This is a genomic window from Labrenzia sp. R5_0 (genome assembly GCF_017743835.1).
Lineage (GTDB): Bacteria > Pseudomonadota > Alphaproteobacteria > Rhizobiales > Stappiaceae > Roseibium > Roseibium algicola.
Map to the genome: position 1 here is coordinate 756,761 of NZ_JAGHRK010000002.1, position 17,685 is coordinate 774,445.

The window sequence follows — 17,685 nt, forward strand, 5'->3', positions numbered from 1 at the left end:
TCAGACACCGTCCGCGGTCAACGGAACCGCGGACGGGCCTGTTTTGTTGGGCGGTCCTGCTGACCGGTCCTATTGGGCCGGCTGAACCATGAACCCGGCCACGATACCTTCGGCGTCGGAATAGACACCCGGCCGCGCAAACAGATCGCATCTTCCCGACCCGGCAGACCAGTTGAACCCGAGGCAGGTGCGTTCCGTGCAGAGCGTCTCGCACTGGCCGGCCGATCCCGCCTGCAGGCTTTCATCCGGCTGTCCGGGAAAGCCCTTGTTCTGTTTGGTGAACGTCTGGACAGGCACGCTCAGATTGGGTTTGAGAGACCCGGCGGCAGCCCGCTGCACATAGGTGTCGGCCTTGGAAAGAAGATAGAGCCTGCCATTGCTGTCACCGACGGACTTTTGAATGCAAATCCGGTTCCATCGGTCATGGGTCACGGCATCGCAGCCGCTTCTGGCGCTACAGGACGAGATACAGTCCTCAGCGCTCATGTTGCGGAGCACGCCATCCGGCAGATCTCCGCCATAAAGATCATAGCCGCTCAGGCGAACGAAACCGCCCTCGCCTGACGCAGCAGGCGCAGACGCGGGTGCACTTGCATTCTGTCCGGCAACGTTTCTTTCTGCCTGCTGGTCAAGCTTCAGAGAAGCCGGCAGCAGATACCAGTAAGGCGCGGAAAATTCCTCGGCCTCCCCGTCACCGAAATCGTCACCAACGGAATACTGCTCGAAACGGACGCTGAGCGGACTGTAATCGGTATCCCAGAACCGTTTCCAGTCGTCGGATATCCGGACCGAACAGCCAAGCGCCGAAAATTTGCTCGGAGTATCATAATTGAAGACCTTGCCGACCAGGTCCTCTCCTTGCCTTGTCAGCACCACATTCCGGTCTCCATCCGGATCGCCGATCAGGATTTCGTCGTAGTATTGTGAACTGGTCGTATATCCCGGCCGACCATCCATCAGATTGGCCGCATAGGCGTTGTCGCAGATATTTGCGATTTCACGTTCCGTAATCGAGGCTGGCGGTGTCAGTCCGGTGACGGTGATATTGGCCAGCACCGCATCGCCGATGCTTTCAATGTGGAACATGTTTTCGGGGCGCGTGCCGAGGATCCGCTGATAGAGGAAATCCGTCATGGCCTCGACGTCGTGCTCTTCGCTCAGCTTGATATCGAAAAAGGATTCAGCAGCCTTCAGCGCAATCGCAAAGGCAGTCTGGACTTCGCTGGCAGGGTAACTGTTCTCGTTCGGCAGGTTGAGACTGGGCGAATGGAAACCGAGTTTGCCCCCTGGACGCAGAGAGCGCATCTGAAAGCGGATCACGGCTGTCCCGATCCGCATGCTGCCGCCAAGAAAAGCCAGCGAACAGGCGGATTCGCACCGTTCTCCCGAACGCACCATGGTTGCGATATCCTGGTCCCAGATCGTGTCGAACAGCCGCTTTCCTTCGGCAAAGCTGCCGCCGGGGCTATCGAGGCACAGCGTGATGCCTTGCGAGTTGATCGGCAGAACCTTGAGCTTTTCCGCATCCCCCGAGACGATCTGACCCCGCAAATGATAGTCGCAGCCTTCCGCGTTCGACGGAAACACGTCGGCCGCTTTCGCCACCGTTGCGGCAAGACAGAACAGGATAAACACCAGGCATCTCGAAATCATGGGCACTCCTTCTCCAGGCAGTCCGTTTTAATAGTTTTGGTAGGGCTGATCGGGCACCCGAAAAACCGGGACCTCAGGTCGACCGGTACGGCCGGTCCGGGAATGAAATCGTCATCTCGAAATCGTTTTTCAAAACAGGCGACGAAGCAGCAATAGACCAAATATCGAAGCGTGTCTTCAACCCGCCGGTTGCGGTGACCGGCCCGCTTTCAGGTGCCTCACCAGACGCGCGATTGGGGTATCGACCCCATACTGACACCCCGCTCGTTCTGGCACCTTTCTCTCATCGAAAGATCGATACCCCCTCCGAAAGGAGATTATTCAAGAGAAAGGAATTGACCAATGAAAGCCCTTGCCAAAACCGCAGCAGCCGCCACCGTTCTTGCCATTGCAGGCGTTGCCTCCCTCGGAGCCGTGACCCCGGCCGCCGCCCTGTTCGACATCTGCAAGAAGGTCAACATCACGGTGAAGAACAACACCGGCCAGCCGATCCAGCTTTACGATCTCGATTACCGTGACCTCGGTTCCAACCGCTGGCGCTCGGAAAACATTTCCAACCGCGTCATCGCCCACGGCGGCACCTACAAGGTCACCCGGAACCTGGAAGGCGTGAACAACGCCAGCACCTTTGTCCGGGTCCAGTTCCGCAAGCTGAAATCCAACGGCCGCTGGAACCTGCTGAAAACCTGGTACGCGGACTCCAGCACCTCGGTTTGCCGCAAGGGCGCAAGCTACCGCATCGTGTTCCGGTAACACCCGGCAAACACACCAAGGCCGCGCCGTGAGGGCGCGGCTCTTGCCCGGCACATTACACAACTATTCCACATCACCCCGACACCCGGACCTTTCCTCCGGGCGACGAAAAGGATTTGTCTCATGTTTGGCAAACACATGCCCAGAACCTTGCTGATCAGCTCCGCTTCGCTGATGACAATCGCCTTCGCCGGCATCGCCTCGCAAACCATCGATTGGCAGGAGCTCGGGAAAAAGCTCACAAGCCCGGCGGAAGAAGCCGGTCGGATGACCATTGCAGGTGAGCGAGACGATGATGCCTCGGTTTCGACAACCCAGCGCAGGAAACAGGAGGAAAGCCACTCCGTCATCGCGGACATCTCACGTCCGGCCGTAGCCCCCCAGCCTGCCCCGGCCCCGGCCCCGGCTTTTCAGGACAGACTAATGATTGGCTCGGAGGCCGCCACCGGCGGCCTGATGTCGCTTTCCTCCGGCAGTGGCGGCTTTGCCCCGAGAAAGGTGGCTCAGTCCGAACCACCGGCAATGCCAGCCGTTCAGCCTGCAGATCGGGAACGGTTTGCATCCGCAGAAGTAAACCCGCTGAAACGCACGAGCGCGGACCCGGTATCGACCTTCTCCGTCGATGTCGACACCGCTTCCTATTCCTATGTCCGCAGCACGCTGTCCGGCGGCCGATTGCCGAACCCGGATGCCGTGCGCGTCGAAGAGATGGTCAACTACTTCGATTACAGTTACCCTGTGCCCGAAAAGGGCGGTCACCCTTTCTCCACCAATGTTTCCGTGATCGACACCCCCTGGAACGAACACACTAGGCTGATGCAGGTCGGCATCCAGGGCTACAAGGTGCCGCTCGATGACCTTCCCCCGCAGAACCTGGTGTTCCTGATCGACACGTCCGGTTCCATGGCAGACGCCAACAAGCTGCCGCTGCTGCAGCAATCCTTCCGCCTGCTGCTGTCAACGCTCCGCGACGAGGACGAAGTGGCGATCGTCACATACGCCGGCAGCTCCGGCGTGCTGCTGGAACCGACCAAGGTTACCGACAAGAGCCGGATCCTGGAAAAGATCAACGCGTTGACCTCCGGTGGCTCAACAGCAGGTCATGAAGGTCTGAAAGGAGCTTACGCCCTGGCCGAAACAATGACCGGCGACGGCGAGCAGACCAGGATCATCCTGGCCACCGACGGCGACTTCAACGTCGGCCTGTCCGATCCGGACAGCCTGAAACGCTATGTCTCTGAACAGCGGGAAAACGGCACAGCGCTCTCCGTTCTCGGCTTCGGCCGCGGCAACTACAACGATGAACTGATGCAGACCCTTGCGCAGAACGGACAGGGCGTTGCCGCCTACATCGACACGCTGTCCGAAGCCCGCAAGGTGCTGGTGGATCAGGTGGTCAGCTCCATCTCCATGATCGCCCAGGACGTCAAGATCCAGGTCGAATTCAACCCGGAGACCGTCGCCGAATACCGCCTGATCGGCTACGAGACCCGGGCGCTCAGAACAGAGGATTTCAGGAACGACAAGGTCGATGCGGGAGATATCGGCGCGGGCCACAACGTCACGGCCCTTTATGAAATCACCCCTGTCGGCTCGCCGGCGGAAAAATTCTCGGACCTGCGCTACGGCCCCAAGGAGAAGATCGAACCCGTTCGTGCTTCCTATTCGGGTGAACTCGCCTTCGTGAAGCTGCGCTACAAGCTGCCCGGAGACAAGGAAAGTACCCTGATCGAGACACCGGTCATGGCAGATACAAGCGGCATACCGACGTCGGAAACCCTCTTTGCTGCGTCAGTCGCCGCCTTCGGGCAGAAGCTGAAAGGCACCGATCACCTGGGAGATTGGGATTTCAAGGCGATCGAAAAACTCGCCAGTGAGAACAAGGGCGCTGACCGCTTCGGCTACCGGTCTGAATTCCTGACCCTCGTCCGTCTCGCGGACGTCGCCGAGCGCTAGGCTCCCCCACCGCCCGCACAGAAACCGGCAGGCCCGCCTGCCGGTTTCCATTTGTTATTCTCCCCCTCAATTGACCGTCGCCATGCGCCGTCACCTCACGCACCATCCCTCCATTGGTCAGCCCTCCCATGGTCAACTCTCCCATGGTCACCCCTCCATTCGTCATCCCGGACGCAGCGCAGCGAAGATCCGGGACCGGGGAGCCGAGGGTCAGCGAAATGGGCACCCGAAAAACAAAAGAAGCCTGTGCCTCCCCGATCCCGGGTCTCGCGCTGCTCGCCCGGGATGACATTCGGGGAACTTCTCCCTCGTCATCCTGGCCAAGCGGAGCGAGACCCGGGATCCACTCCTTCGCAGAGCCGTACGGACGACTGACACATTCGAGAATAAATCTGGTGGCTGCGCGATTGCGCTGTCGGGCCGGTTATCGGTCCCGCAACCAGTCCAGGGACACTTGCGTCCCGTCTGCCTCGACCAGATCAAGACGGCTGGAGAGGATCAGCGACAGGGCGCCCAGGTCGTTGGTCTTCCAGAGATAGATCGTATGGCGCGTCGGCTCGAAGCGGGCACAGGCCGTCGCGCCGACATCGGCAACATAGCGCGGCGGACCATCTCGCCGGATATCAAAGCCCTTGGCGCCGCTGGCGTCGTCCGGATTGGTCAGGCAGACCGTCACCAGCCGCGCGGAAATCGCATCATCAGCATCTGCGGCTTCCTCCAGTGGAGCCGGTTCCTGCGCACGCCTTGCGGCGGACTTTTCGATGGCAGAGTTCAAGCCTTGGGCGTCCGCACCTGTGGCTTCCCGTTTTTGCGAATTTTGCTTCGGCGCTGCAGCCGGCGCAACCCGTTCCCTCTGGGGGGCAGTCCGGCCGATTACCGGGTCTAACTCCAGATCCATGCGGTCCGTCCAGGATGGGGCGTCGGCGGGTGCAGGAGCAAGCGCCGGTGGCTGCGGCCGCGCTGACGGCGGAGGGGCAATCTCGGCAGCAGCCCCCTCGCTGTCCATCAGCCGGTGCTCGGGCGCACGCATCTCGGCAGGTTCTACCGGTTCCGGAGCAGCTGAAGGGGCGGCCTCCAGCGTAACCGGTGGTGCAGGCACCTCGCCTTTCTGAAAGCGGATCAGGTCGTTGCTGCCGCTTTCCAGGAATGTCGGCTCCGGCAAGCCGCTGGCCAGAACCGCGACAGTTGCGCAAGACATCAGCAAGCCTCCGATGAGAAGGCTTTTGGCAGATCTGCGCTGATGCTGATTTCTGACCGGCATGGGGCTCGTCGATATGTCTTTCAATTGGTGGGCTCAAGGTAACGGGTATTCACCCATCCGGACACCGCGCCCGAACGGATTTCACACCAGCTTCCCTCACAGCTCTCGGAAAGTTCCACATTACAGGTTCCCGCCGCAAGAGCGCCGGTAACGGCATGCCGTGTTCCCGGGCCCTGCCGTACATTCAGAACATCGTCCTGCGCAATGCTGACGCACATCAACCGGCCGTCAACGGCGCCGGAAGACCGGAACATGGCAGGTGGTGATGCGGATGCGGTGCATATCCCGCCGACATTCACACCCCGTGCGCACAAGGGTTTGACCTTCATCTCCAGAAGCTCCCATTTGCCCGTCGCCGTGTGAACAACGGTGCCCCTGTAATGCTCACCGGAAAGGCTGTCATCAAGATATCCGGTCATGACGATATCGACACTGTAGCCGCTGTCGGCCTTGCGCACCTTCAGGTCGAGCGCTGCATTGCCTTCGTCACTCTCCGGATGGCCTTGCAGAAACGGCATCAGCACATCCATGAAATTGGCGGCGACCGCTGTGCCGGGAGCAATACGGATCTCGCGGAAACCGTCATCCTGCGCCTGGACCGAGCCCGTGATCAGCATGCCGGCAACGGGTATCGCAGCAAGCGAGGTTGCTGAAAGTCTGAAATAGGGTCGCATGGCACAATCCTTTTGCGGGTCACTTGCAGCAGTAACGCATGGCGGCTGAGTGCCGGCCATGGGGCCGATCCCCCATTCCGGCCAGAACAGGCATTCCCCGGTCAAAGTTCCCTTGATGGATCAATCATGCCTTCCTTCAGCGCCTTGGCCATCAGTTGCGGCACCGAATGCACGTTCAGCTTCTGCATCAGGCTGGTGCGGTGCTTGTCGACGGTCTTGACGCTGATGCCAAGTCCTTCGGCAATTTCCTTGTTGGATCGCCCCGCGAGGATCAGGTTCAGCGTCTGCCGCTCCCGGTCCGTCAGAACCGGCGGCGCGGGCGTCTCTTCCAGGATCTTCAGAAACACGTCTGAAATATGCCGCTGTCCGCGCAGGATACCCGGCAGTTTCTGGTAGAACTCGGCATTGTCCGACGCCTTCGAGAACAGGCCATCGACCCCGGCCTCGATGAGATCCGATATCAGCCCGACAGCGGAAATGCCTGTCAGCACGACCACCCTCGTTTCCTTCGACCAGCGCCTTGCCTCGATCAGCACTTCCACGCCGCCTGCCATCGGCATGGAGACATCCAGCAACAGGAGGTCTGGCCGCTGCTTGCGCACTTCGGCTATCGCGCTGAGGCCGTCGCCGGCTTCCGCCAGCACGTTGATCCCCTCCGGTTCGATCAGGCCCGGCTTTTCCAGAGCGTCGCGCAAACCCGAGCGAACGATTGCGTGATCGTCTGCAATGATGGCACTATATCTTTGATCTTTCACGGCTCTCGATCCAGCAGCTGCAGTCCTTCTATCTGACATGCCTTTGGGGAAATGACCAGAATTCTGCACCTGTGGGCCCTTCTGTTTTTCAGCCTTCTCGTGACCGGCATCGCCCGGGCAGAAACTGTGCGCCTCGAGCCCGGCCAGGGGATTGGCGACCTGAAGCCGCATCTGGTCTATGAGAGCGATCCGTCAGCATCTCTTGCCGACATCCTGAACCGGTTCCGCTCCGGCAAATTCTCTCCGACCCTCAAGGCCTCTCTGCTGGAAACCAACTATGCGCCGGAAGCCTGGGCCGCTGTCGAGATCGTCAACGCAACACTGAACGATGGCCGTGCGCCGGATCCTTTCGTGCTGACGATCGACCTGCCGCTGGTCAGCGAACTGGATGCCTATGTCATCCGCGAAAGCGGCTTTACCGAAAGCCTGATCAGTTATTCGATTTTCGAACCCTTCGCACCGGAAGACCACTCGGTCACAAGGTTGCGCACGCCTGTCTTCGACATCGCGCCGCAAGAGCGGGTCACCCTCCTGGTGAATTTCAAGTTCGGGCCTTTCCAGTCCTTCAAGATGGCGCTGGAAACACCGGTGGAGCTTGAAGCCTCAGCCTTTGCGTCCGGCATCACCCATACGGCGTTCTACGCCTTCACGATCTCCTGCCTGATTTTCTTCTTCGGCTTTCATCTGGCCATGAAAAACTGGATCGGCATGCTCTACGCCGTCCAGTTCGGGCTCGGACTTGCTTTCATCGCTTATATTGACGGCCTCTGGTTCCGGTTCTTCTTTCCCGACAGGCCTGAACTCCAGTCTCCGACAGGCTTCTTCCTGCTGTTCTCCCTATCCGGCCTCGGCTTCGTCATTTCCGGCCGCTCTGTCGCCACCGCGGGCCGCGAGACAAGGCTTTCCATCGGCCTGACAGCCCTTTCCGCCCTATCGATCGCCGGTTTCGGGTTGTCTTTCTTTTCGCCCGGCACCTATGTCGCGTTTTTCGGCTATCTGCTGCTGGCGCTGATGTTCATTTCCGTTTTCCTGGCAGGCCGCAGCTGGCGACGCAGCGAAGGCGCGGCACATGTCAGCTCGGAACTGGTTTCAGCCTTTGGCACCGTGCTGGTCGTTGGGCTGATTGCCTTGATGGTCGTTGGCCTCGAGACTGAAATCCTGCCAGTTGCGAGCACGGTCAAGGGTATTTTCTCCTGCCTGCTGATTGCCACCATGACCGGTTTGACCGCCCATATCGTTGCCTTGCGCCACAAACACGCAAATGCCGTTCAGGCCGAAATCGCTGCCCTTGAAGCAGAAGCAAGGCGCAGTCGGGAGCTGCTCGTGGCCGAGCGCAATTACACGCGTGCCCGCGATCTGGCCAGCCTGCGACAGCGGCAACTGGCGACCGCTTCCCATGATCTGAAACAGCCGATCACTTCACTGAGGCTCAGCTTCGACCATCTTGCCGACCATATGGAACCGCCGGTTCGCCAACGTCTTGCAGAGGCATTCGACTACATGGAGGCCCTGTCGAATTCCTACCTGGCGGAAACGGCACCGCGGAACGATGGCACAGAGACAGCCGAAAGCTCCGATCCAACCGGCGAAGAAGACCACGCCCAGAAAGACATCGCCATCACCCGCGCAGAACCGGCGGAAACCGAGAGCTACGAACTTTCGCTTGTTCTCGACACGGTCCAGCAGATGTTTGGCGAGGAAGCGATCTCAAAAGGCCTGAAGCTGCGACGGGTTACATCAACCCGCAAGACCGCCGTACCGCCCATGGTCCTGATGCGCATCGCCAGCAATCTGGTCTCCAACGCGGTCAAATACACCGAAAAAGGCAAGGTCCTGATTGGCGTCCGTAACCGTGGACAGGACCTGGAGCTTTGTGTGCTCGATACGGGACCAGGCCTGACCGAGACCGAACAGCAAACTTTCCTGAAGGCCTACGAAAAAGGCAGCACGTCCAGCGGACATGGCCTTGGTCTTTCGGTCTGTCACGACCTTGCGCGTGAACACGGCCTTGCGTTCACCTGCCAGTCTGCAAAAGGCAGGGGAACGCAATTCAGGCTGTCCTTGCCGGCCTCAAGCTGAGCATAGCCCGCAGGGTCTCACGTCAGGCGGTCGCCCCACGCGTGCCTGTTTCGTGGATTTCGATCAGGCTTGGTCCGGACAGGTCTGAAAACCGCTTAACAGCGGCCCCGAGCTCCGAGACGTCATCAAGACGCACGGACGGCAAACCATAGGCGTCGGCGATCTTGCCAAAATCGGGGGCTGATGGTGTCACGCCTTCCGGTTCAATCCCGCAATCCAACATGTAGGTGCGGATTTCGCCATAACCGTCGTTGTTCCAGACCAGGAAAATCACCTTGGCTCCGCAATCCCTGGCTGAGCCGATTTCGGCAAGCGAGAACTGCAGCCCGCCATCACCCACAAGGCAGATCACAGGCGTTTCAGGTTCGCCGATGCTGGCACCGATCGCGGCCGGAGGGCCATACCCAAGTGCACCGAACCCTGTTGCCGCGTTGAACCAGCCATGCGACCGGCCTGCTTCAAAGGACAAGTTGCCGGAATAGATGGCCTGCGTGCTGTCGCCGACGATGATGCAGCCGGGCAGCGTTTCGCGGATCGTCTCCAGAACACTGATTTCCGCCTGCATCTTGGGGCTCAACCAGGTTGAAACCGCCTCTCGGCAAGCCTTGGCCCTTGCAGCACCGTCCGCCTCCGTACCGGGACCTTCAAGCAGCGGCAGAAGGTCGTCCAGCAACTGGTCGACACTGGAGAGGACCGGCAGCGCAGCTTCAGGCCCCCGGGCAAGCTGATCTGCATCGATGTCCACCCGCACCAGATCGGCAAGCTCCGGAAAGCCGCCATCGGCATACATGTCGTAATCCGTCTGTCCCATCTGCGTGCCGAGCGCAATCACCAGATCGGAGGCTGCAAGCAGGTCGCGGACGGCTGCAAGGCTCGGGCTGGCCGGAACGGAGAGCGGATGCCCTGCAAACATGCCCCGCGCATTGACCGTGGTGATCAGCGGCGCATCAATTCGCTCCGCCAGCAAACGGATCTTGTCTGCGGCAGCAACAGAACCGCCACCGCACAGGACCGCCGGGCGCTGGGCCTTGCGGCATTTTTCGGCAAGCTCCAGCACCTGTGCCTGAGCCGCCCGCGGGCCGCAGGCCTTTGAGGGACGCAGGTCGCCAACGGCAATCTTTTCCACCATCACATCGGTTGGAATTTCGATATGGACCGGCCCCGGACGCCGCGACTGCAGGATCGCGAAGGCACGGTCCATGACAGCCGGAAGGTCCGAGGGCTCCAGCAACGTGTGTGTCATCAGCGCAAGCGGTGCCATCATGGCGCGCTGGTCCGGCAGCTCGTGCAGCTTACCTCGGCCATGGCCAAGGCTTGCGCGTGCATTGACGCCCGAGATCACCAGCATCGGCACGGAATCCTGATAGGCCTGCGCCATCGCGGTGATCGTATTGGTCAGGCCCGGGCCGGTGATCACCAGTGCGACACCGGGTTTCCCGGTCACGCGGGCATATCCGTCCGCCATGAACCCGGCCCCTTGTTCGTGGCGCGGGGTGATGTGGCGGATTTCGGAGGCAGCCAGCCCCCGATAAAGCTCGACCGTGTGCACGCCGGGAATGCCGAAGACGGCTTCCACGCCATTGGCCTCAAGAATATCGATCAGGGCCTCACCGACCGTTTTGGTCACTACGCCCATTTGCGGTTCTCCTCGTCGTCGAGACTGTCCGCAAAGGCCGCGATGCGGTCTGTTGCTTCGGAAAGCGTTTCATCGGCCACCGTCAACGACAACCGGATGAAATTCGTCGCCTGATCGCCGAAGGAGGCCCCAGGCATGACCGCGACCTGCTTTTCCTCCAGCAGCCTTTCGGCAAAGGTGGCACCGTCCAGTCCCGTTGCACTGACATCCACCAGCAGGAACATGCCAGCTTCCGGCATCATGGGCTTCAGAGCGCCGTGTCCGGACAGATGCCCGATGATGAGCTTCGCCCGCCGCAGATAACTCTCCCGCATGCGCTCGGCAGTGTCGAAATTCCCGGCAATCGCCATGGCTGTCATGTCCGCGATGAACGGTTGCCCGCCAAAAAGCATGGTTTCGGAAACCGCCAGCAAACGCGTGCAGAATTCTTCCGGACCGATTGCCCAGCCGGACCGGAAGCCGGGGGCGGCGTGAGATTTGGAGATAGAGGACACCACGATGGTCCGGTCCGCCAGCGCCAGCTGGTCGAAGGGGGAAGCGAAACTTCCCTTAAAGATCAGCTTTTCATACACCTCGTCGCAGACGATCCAGAGGTCGTGCTTGATGCAGACCTCACCGATGGCGGCAATTTCCTCAGCCGTCAGCGTCGCCCCGGTCGGATTGTGCGGCGTATTGAGCAGGAGCACCCGGCTGTCCGGAGTGACTGCCTTCTCAAGATCTTCCGCCTGAAGGTGGAAACCCTTTTCAGGGCGGAGCGGCACCGGCACCATGTGCGCACCGGTCGCGGCAATAACGCCTTCGTAGGTGGCATAGAGCGGATCACCTGCCAGAACGGCGTCGCCTGCCTCCACAAGGCCCAGCATCACCGCAAAAAGGGCAGTCTGCGTGCCTGGGAAACACAGGACGTTCTGCTCGTTCACGTCAGGCCGGCGCTTGCGATATTTTTCCGTCAATGCAGCAACGATACCCGGCTCGCCCCGACCGTTGGAATAACGGATACGGCCGGCCCTCATCGCCCGGTTGGCTTCCTCGAACAAGGCTTCGTCGGGCAGGATGTCCGGCTCTCCGATCGTCAGCTCGATAACGGGAACGCCCGCAGCCGCCATTTCGCGCGCCTTGATGTGGACAGTCCATTTTCCCGAGCCCAGGTGGGCAAGGCGGTCGGTGATCGACGCATAACGCATAGTCGGTCTCTCAGTTTGAGTGTGGTTTGGCGGCAAGGCTTATTCCGCCAAGCAATGCCTCGACGGACCGGATGGCAACGCCCGGAAGGGGCGTTTCGGAAAAGAGGTGACCCACCAGCGTGCCTTCGATCCACAGACCGTCGATCACGCCGTTGATCGCAATTGCCAGCTCCCGGCACCGCTTTGCATCGGGTGGCTCACCCGACTCGGCCAGCACCTCGGCGACTAGGGTTTCCAGCACAGACCGAAAAGCGAGATAGCTCTCGAGGTGAATTTCGGCAAAGGCCGGATCGACGCGCACATGACTGATGAAAGCAGCCCAGAGCGACAACGTCCGTGCGTTGGCAACCGGCGGCGTCAGGTTGGCCACGATGAAATCGTGCAGTCGTGCCCTGGGGCTCTGCTGATCACCATCGGCAGCCGCCGCCACAGTGGACGTCATTCCGGTCATGACTTCCCGATAGGCATCCTGCAGCATCTGGTCCTTGCTGGAAAAATAATGGCGGATCAGGCCGGGAGTGACACCGGCGCGTGCCGCGATTTCACGAACGGTCGCGCCGCGCAGACCAAATTCGGAAATGCAATCCAGCGTCGCCCGGATGAGATCCTGACGTCGCTCGGCCTCACTTGCGCGATGGAACGGACGACGGCTCATGACAGGCTCCGGACCGGCAGAATCCCGCGCACTGACGGGTTCGCAGGCGAAGTCAGGCACCATGCTGCAGCCATCGCTTTCGCCTCCCGCGCCATTCTTGTGTCCTCCGCCATGATCTCCGGTCGCATGACGCACCGGCATCGATTTTTTCGTTATTATACGGTTGAATAATTACGAGACAAGTGCAAAGCTGACAACACTTACCGGGCGGAGAGCTGACGCCGCACCGGCAAAAAAGACGAGGTCAGCGGGGAACAGAAACAACAGTGCACCGGCTCAGGCCGGGCAATGGCGGTAGGATGGAACCAGCGGCGCCAGCCATCGAGGTATGCGACCTCTTTAAACGTTTCGGAGCTCTTGAGGTGCTCAAGGGTGTCTCGCTCACGGCCCGGCAGGGCGACGTGATTGCGATCATCGGCGGATCGGGCTCCGGCAAATCAACCTTTCTGCGCTGCATCAACATGCTTGAGATGCCCAGCGCAGGGTCGGTCACCATCCATGGTGAGACAATCGACCTGAAAAACGACGGCCACCATGGCCTGCGCCCTGCCAACCGCAGGCAGATCGAGCGCATTCGCAGCCAGCTTGCGATGGTTTTCCAGAGCTTCAATCTGTGGCAGCACATGACAGTGCTTCAAAATGTGATTGAAGTGCCTATCCACGTTCTGGGCATGAAACGCGACGAGGCAGTCGGCATCGCCGAAACCTTGCTGCGCCGTGTCGGACTGCACGAGAAGCAGGACGCCTATCCGGCCTTCCTGTCCGGTGGTCAGCAGCAGCGTGCAGCCATCGCCCGCGCCCTTGCCGTCCAGCCGCTCGCCATGTTGTTCGACGAGCCGACATCCGCTCTCGATCCGGAACTGGTCGGAGAGGTCCTCGGCGTCATCGGCGATCTGGCCCGTGAACAGCGGACAATGATCCTGGTTACCCACGAGATGAAATTCGCGCGGGAAGTCGCCAGTCACGTCATCTTTCTGCACAACGGCATCATTGAGGAACAGGGCCCGCCGGACCAGGTGTTCGGTGACCCGAAATCGGAGCGGCTGAAGAAATTCATCAGCTCGATCAACTAGACCCTCCCGCAGACGTTTCGCGGGGAGGTCCTGCCGGAAGGTCCGGCATGAGAAGTCTAAAAAACAGGGGAACAGCATGAAACATATTCTGAAGACAGCATTCGCAGCCGCCGCACTGGCCACCACCGCGTTCACCGGCGCCATGGCTGAGGAAGTAAAGGTCGGCGTCGCAGCCGAGCCCTACCCGCCGTTCACCTCTCCCGATTCCAGCGGCAAGTGGATCGGTTGGGAAATCGAATTCATGGACGCGATCTGCGCGGAAGCCAAACTCGACTGCGTCGTCACGCCAGTTGCCTGGGACGGCATCATCCCGGCTCTGACATCCGGCAAGATCGACATGATCATCGGCTCCATGTCCATCACGGAAGAGCGCCTGAAGACCATCGATTTCTCTGACAAGTATTACAACACTCCGACCGGCATCATCGGTGCCAAGGGTGACGATTTCGACGCGACTCCGGAAGGCCTGTCCGGCAAGATCATCGGCGTTCAGGTTTCGACCATTCATGCCGACTATGCCGAAAAGTACTTCGGCGAAGGCGCTGCCGAGATCAAGCAGTACCAGACCCAGGATGAAGCCAACCAGGATCTCGCCGCTGGCCGCCTCGACGCCGTCCAGGCGGACGCCATCGCGCTCGACGCCTTCCTGAAGTCCGATGCGGGTGCCTGCTGCGAACTGAAGGGCAACGTCCAGGACGATCCGGCGATCCTCGGTGCCGGCGTTGGCGTCGGCCTGCGCAAGGGCGACACGGAACTGAAGGACAAGGTCAACGCCGCGATCAAGGCGATCCGCGAGAACGGCACCTATGAAACGTTCTCCAAGAACTGGTTCGACTTCGACATCTACGGCGGCTAAGCGGCCGGATCACCCTTAGGAAACCGTCCCGCGCCCTCGGGCGCGGGCGGACACTTTCAAAGCAAGGTTGACCGCTGCCGATGGCTGCCCCTTCCGGATTTCTCAATCTCGATCTGCTCGCCCTGTCGCCACCGGGCTGGGGCGGAGTTCTACTCGCCGGCTTCGCAGCCTCGCTGCAGCTCGCCGTCGGCGGTTTTGGCCTGGGTCTGCTGATCGGTATCGGCGGCGCCTTCGGAAAGCTTTACGGTGGCCCGATCCTGCGCGACCTGCTTGAGGTCTACACCACCGTCATCCGAGCCGTTCCCGAGCTTGTCCTCATCCTGTTGCTTTATTACGCCGGAACAGACGCGGTGAATTCGCTGCTGATGCTGGTTGGTCTGCCAAGGGTCGACATCAGCGGCCTTGCCGCCGGCATCTTCGTCATCGGCGTCGTCCAGGGCGCTTACTCGACCGAAGTCCTGCGTGGTGCCATCAAGGCAGTACCGCCCGGACAGATAGAGGCAGCCCGTGCCTACGGCATGTCGCCCTTCAAGACATTGCGCCGCATCACCTTGCCGGCCATGCTGCCCTATGCCATTCCGGGTCTTTCAAATCTCTGGCTCATCGCCACCAAGGATACTGCCCTTCTGGCCGTGGTCGGCTTCTCGGAACTGACGCTTGTGACCCGCCAGGCAGCCGGCAGCACCAAGGCCTACATGCTGTTCTATTGCGCCGCCGGCGTGATGTATCTCACGCTGACGCTGGTTTCGAACCGCGTCATCGCCCATATCGAAAAACGCGCAAGGCGCGGCATTGCGGGGCCTGTGTGAGATGAGCGAAACCAAGATCACAATGCCCGCCTATGTTCCGCCGCCGCCACGCCGGCTGCTGGAACCGCACAGGATCTTCCTGCTTGCCGTCTTCGCAGGCATCGTCTTCTGCGCGATCTGGTTCCTGCGGTGGGACTGGTTGCCGAAATACCAATGGAAGCTGCTCCACGGCATCTGGGAAACACTGTTTCTGCTGTTTTCGACGGCTGCCGTCGGCTTTCTCCTTGCCATAGGCCTGGGCCTTGTCCAGGTCACCGGACCAAGACCGCTCGCCTGGCTGGCCCGCGGTTTCTGCACATTGATCCGCGGCACACCGCTGCTTCTGCAACTCTGGCTGCTCTACTACGGCCTCGGCTCGGTGTTCGCGCAGTATCCGGAAATCCGGCAGTCGATGTTCTGGCCCTATCTGCGCCAGGCCTGGCCGTATGGCTTCACGGCCTTGATGCTGTCATTTGCCGCCTATGAGGGGGAAGTGATGCGCGGAGCGTTTGCCGGTGTACCAAGGGGCGAACTGGAAGCCGCGCGTGCCTTTGGCATGGGCCGCTTCACCATGTTCCGCCGCATCTGGCTACCGCGCGCCATCTACCGTGCCTTGCCGACCTTGAGCGGCGAAACCGTGCTGCAGCTGAAATCGACACCGCTTGTCGCGACCATCACGGTGGTCGATGTCTATGCGATCATTTCAAGAGTTCGGCAGGATACATATCTCACATATGAGCCTCTGCTGCTGCTTGCACTGATCTATATGTGTCTCACCGGGATTCTGGTATTGCTGTTCCGCTTCCTGGAAAACCGTATCCCCAGCCGTGGTGCGTAAATGACCGTTCAGTCGTCCAACTTCCTTCCCGAAATCGTCGCCACAAGGCGCCATCTGCATACGATCCCCGAGATCGGCCTGTCGGAATTCAAGACCTCGGACTACGTCGCCAGTGAACTGGCTGCGATGGGCTACGAAGTTACGCGTGGCCTGGCAAAAACCGGCATTGTCGCAACCCTGCGCAATGGCACGTCTTCGAAAAGCATCGGCATTCGTGCGGATTTCGACGCCCTGCCGATCCTGGAGGAAACCGGGGCGGACTATACCAGCACCCATCCCGGCGTCATGCACGCCTGCGGCCATGACGGCCACACGGCCATGCTGCTCGGCGCCGCGAAAATCCTCTCGGAACGCAAGCAGTTCGACGGAACGGTGCATCTGATCTTCCAGCCGGCGGAAGAAAACTTCGGCGGCGCAAGGCTTATGATGGACGACGGTCTGTTCGAGCGGTTCCCGTGCGATGCCGTATTCGGCCTTCACAATGACCCGAGCCTGCCCTTCGGCCAATTCGCCTTCCGGGACGGCCCGATGATGGCAGCTGCCGACGAGTGCAAGATTACCGTTGTCGGCCACGGAGGCCACGGCGCAGAACCGCAGGCAGCATCCGACCCGATCGTATGCGGCGCCAGCATCATCATGGCGCTGCAGACCATCGCCGCGCGCAACATCCACCCGCTGCAGTCTGCCGTGATCACGGTCGGTGCCTTCAACAGCGGTATCGCCAGCAACGTGATCCCCGAGCGGGCGGAAATGAGCCTGACGGTTCGAGCTTTGGAACCGGATGTGCGCGACGAGCTGGAAAGGCGTATCCGCATGATCGCCGAAGGACAGGCCGCCAGCTACGGCATGCGGGCCGAGGTCGATTATGAGCGCGGTTATCCGCCGATGATCAACCACACGGCCGAGACCGGCTACCTGCGTGACCTTGCCAGGCGCTTTGCGGGCGAGGAAAAAGTCACAGACCTCACCCGTCCCTTCATGGGCAGCGAGGACTTTGCCTATTTCCTGGAAGAACGGCCCGGCTGCTACTTCATGCTCGGCACTGCCAGAACCGATCGCGACCCGCCCCTGCATCACCCCAAGTACGACTTCAATGACGACATCCTGCCTATCGGCACGAGTTTTTGGGTGGAGCTGGCGGAAGATTTCCTGTCGAGCAAGTAACGCAACGGAAATCACCACAATTTGAACCTGCCTGCAAACGGCGTCTGGTGAAATTTCACCGGCCATACGCCTTCATATTGCAACCGGACGAAGTTTCCCGAAATAGTGGGCAGGCCACCTGGCCTGCCCTATCCTGTTGTTTTGCGGCAGGAAACCCCTTCTCGGCCGGAGCATTACGCTTCACCTGCGAAATTCAATCGCACACACGTCGGGTCACCACCGCTTCAAAGCTCTCACAGCAGACCATTGGAAGGTAAGCCCGATCGCCGGGCAGGCGGTGGCGCGAATTTTTGCTTCACTAAACCTCTGCACTTGATAGGATGTAGTGTGCCGCCGACAATGCAAATTTTATCAATTATC

The 17,685-nt window shown here is 60.4% G+C and carries 15 protein-coding genes; 8 read left to right on the forward strand and 7 right to left on the reverse strand.

The features are described from left to right. Positions 1-69 precede the first annotated feature (69 nt). Positions 70-1,653, reverse strand: coding sequence for a PAN domain-containing protein (locus J7447_RS12375; protein ID WP_145915737.1), 1,584 nt, complete (start codon positions 1,651-1,653; stop codon positions 70-72). A 342-nt stretch (positions 1,654-1,995) separates the two neighbouring features. On the opposite strand from J7447_RS12375, the gene J7447_RS12380 reads away from it, so the two are divergent. Together J7447_RS12380 and J7447_RS12385 are read left to right on the forward strand one after the other, a co-directional pair. Beyond that, positions 1,996-2,406, forward strand: a complete 411-nt coding sequence (locus tag J7447_RS12380; protein ID WP_075282626.1) for a hypothetical protein — start codon at positions 1,996-1,998, stop codon at positions 2,404-2,406. 123 nt (positions 2,407-2,529) lie between these two features. After that, on the forward strand, positions 2,530-4,362 hold the full coding sequence (locus J7447_RS12385; RefSeq protein ID WP_209169737.1) for a VWA domain-containing protein: 1,833 nt from the start codon (positions 2,530-2,532) through the stop codon (positions 4,360-4,362). Positions 4,363-4,786: 424 nt separating this feature from the next. On the opposite strand, the gene J7447_RS12390 is transcribed toward J7447_RS12385, so the two are convergent. The 3 genes from J7447_RS12390 to J7447_RS12400 form a co-directional block, all read right to left on the reverse strand. Beyond that, entirely contained in the window at positions 4,787-5,560 is a 774-nt protein-coding gene (locus J7447_RS12390; RefSeq protein ID WP_209169738.1) for a hypothetical protein, read from the reverse strand. 83 nt (positions 5,561-5,643) lie between these two features. Beyond that, positions 5,644-6,297, reverse strand: a complete 654-nt coding sequence (locus J7447_RS12395) for an SH3 domain-containing protein (protein WP_209169739.1) — start codon at positions 6,295-6,297, stop codon at positions 5,644-5,646. A 101-nt stretch (positions 6,298-6,398) separates the two neighbouring features. Beyond that, the gene (locus J7447_RS12400) at positions 6,399-7,052 is read right to left on the reverse strand and encodes a response regulator transcription factor (protein WP_077292299.1); all 654 of its coding nucleotides are present in this window, start codon (positions 7,050-7,052) and stop codon (positions 6,399-6,401) included. Between the two features lie 51 nt (positions 7,053-7,103). On the opposite strand from J7447_RS12400, the gene J7447_RS12405 reads away from it, so the two are divergent. Further along, positions 7,104-9,131 (forward strand): sensor histidine kinase, encoded by a 2,028-nt coding sequence (locus J7447_RS12405; protein ID WP_209169740.1) that lies wholly within the window; start codon positions 7,104-7,106, stop codon positions 9,129-9,131. A gap of 22 nt (positions 9,132-9,153) precedes the next feature. Here J7447_RS12405 and J7447_RS12410 read toward each other — a convergent pair whose 3' ends face one another. From J7447_RS12410 to J7447_RS12420, 3 genes are read right to left on the reverse strand one after another with little or no spacing between them, the layout of a single operon-like run. Next, positions 9,154-10,767: a 5-guanidino-2-oxopentanoate decarboxylase gene (locus J7447_RS12410; protein ID WP_209169741.1), complete on the reverse strand. Its 1,614-nt coding sequence runs from the start codon at positions 10,765-10,767 to the stop codon at positions 9,154-9,156. Continuing rightward, on the reverse strand, positions 10,758-11,951 hold the full coding sequence (locus J7447_RS12415) for a pyridoxal phosphate-dependent aminotransferase (RefSeq protein ID WP_209169742.1): 1,194 nt from the start codon (positions 11,949-11,951) through the stop codon (positions 10,758-10,760). Before J7447_RS12415 ends, J7447_RS12410 begins: the two co-directional genes overlap by 10 nt. A gap of 10 nt (positions 11,952-11,961) precedes the next feature. Further along, a complete protein-coding gene (locus J7447_RS12420; RefSeq protein ID WP_031269085.1) occupies positions 11,962-12,606 on the reverse strand; it encodes a TetR family transcriptional regulator C-terminal domain-containing protein in 645 nt (214 codons plus the stop codon). A 299-nt stretch (positions 12,607-12,905) separates the two neighbouring features. Here J7447_RS12420 and J7447_RS12425 point away from each other — a divergent pair, with 299 nt between their 5' ends. The 5 genes from J7447_RS12425 to J7447_RS12445 all read left to right on the forward strand — a co-directional run bounded on the left by J7447_RS12425 (position 12,906) and on the right by J7447_RS12445 (position 17,325). Beyond that, positions 12,906-13,679 (forward strand): ABC transporter ATP-binding protein, encoded by a 774-nt coding sequence (locus tag J7447_RS12425; protein WP_031269084.1) that lies wholly within the window; start codon positions 12,906-12,908, stop codon positions 13,677-13,679. Positions 13,680-13,755: 76 nt separating this feature from the next. Next, positions 13,756-14,535: a transporter substrate-binding domain-containing protein gene (locus J7447_RS12430; protein WP_023000375.1), complete on the forward strand. Its 780-nt coding sequence runs from the start codon at positions 13,756-13,758 to the stop codon at positions 14,533-14,535. Between the two features lie 80 nt (positions 14,536-14,615). After that, positions 14,616-15,344: an ABC transporter permease gene (locus J7447_RS12435; RefSeq protein WP_023000374.1), complete on the forward strand. Its 729-nt coding sequence runs from the start codon at positions 14,616-14,618 to the stop codon at positions 15,342-15,344. Position 15,345: 1 nt separating this feature from the next. After that, entirely contained in the window at positions 15,346-16,161 is an 816-nt protein-coding gene (locus J7447_RS12440; RefSeq protein WP_062487980.1) for an ABC transporter permease, read from the forward strand. Then, the gene (locus J7447_RS12445; RefSeq protein WP_209169743.1) at positions 16,162-17,325 is read left to right on the forward strand and encodes a M20 aminoacylase family protein; all 1,164 of its coding nucleotides are present in this window, start codon (positions 16,162-16,164) and stop codon (positions 17,323-17,325) included. Positions 17,326-17,685: the final 360 nt, after the last annotated feature.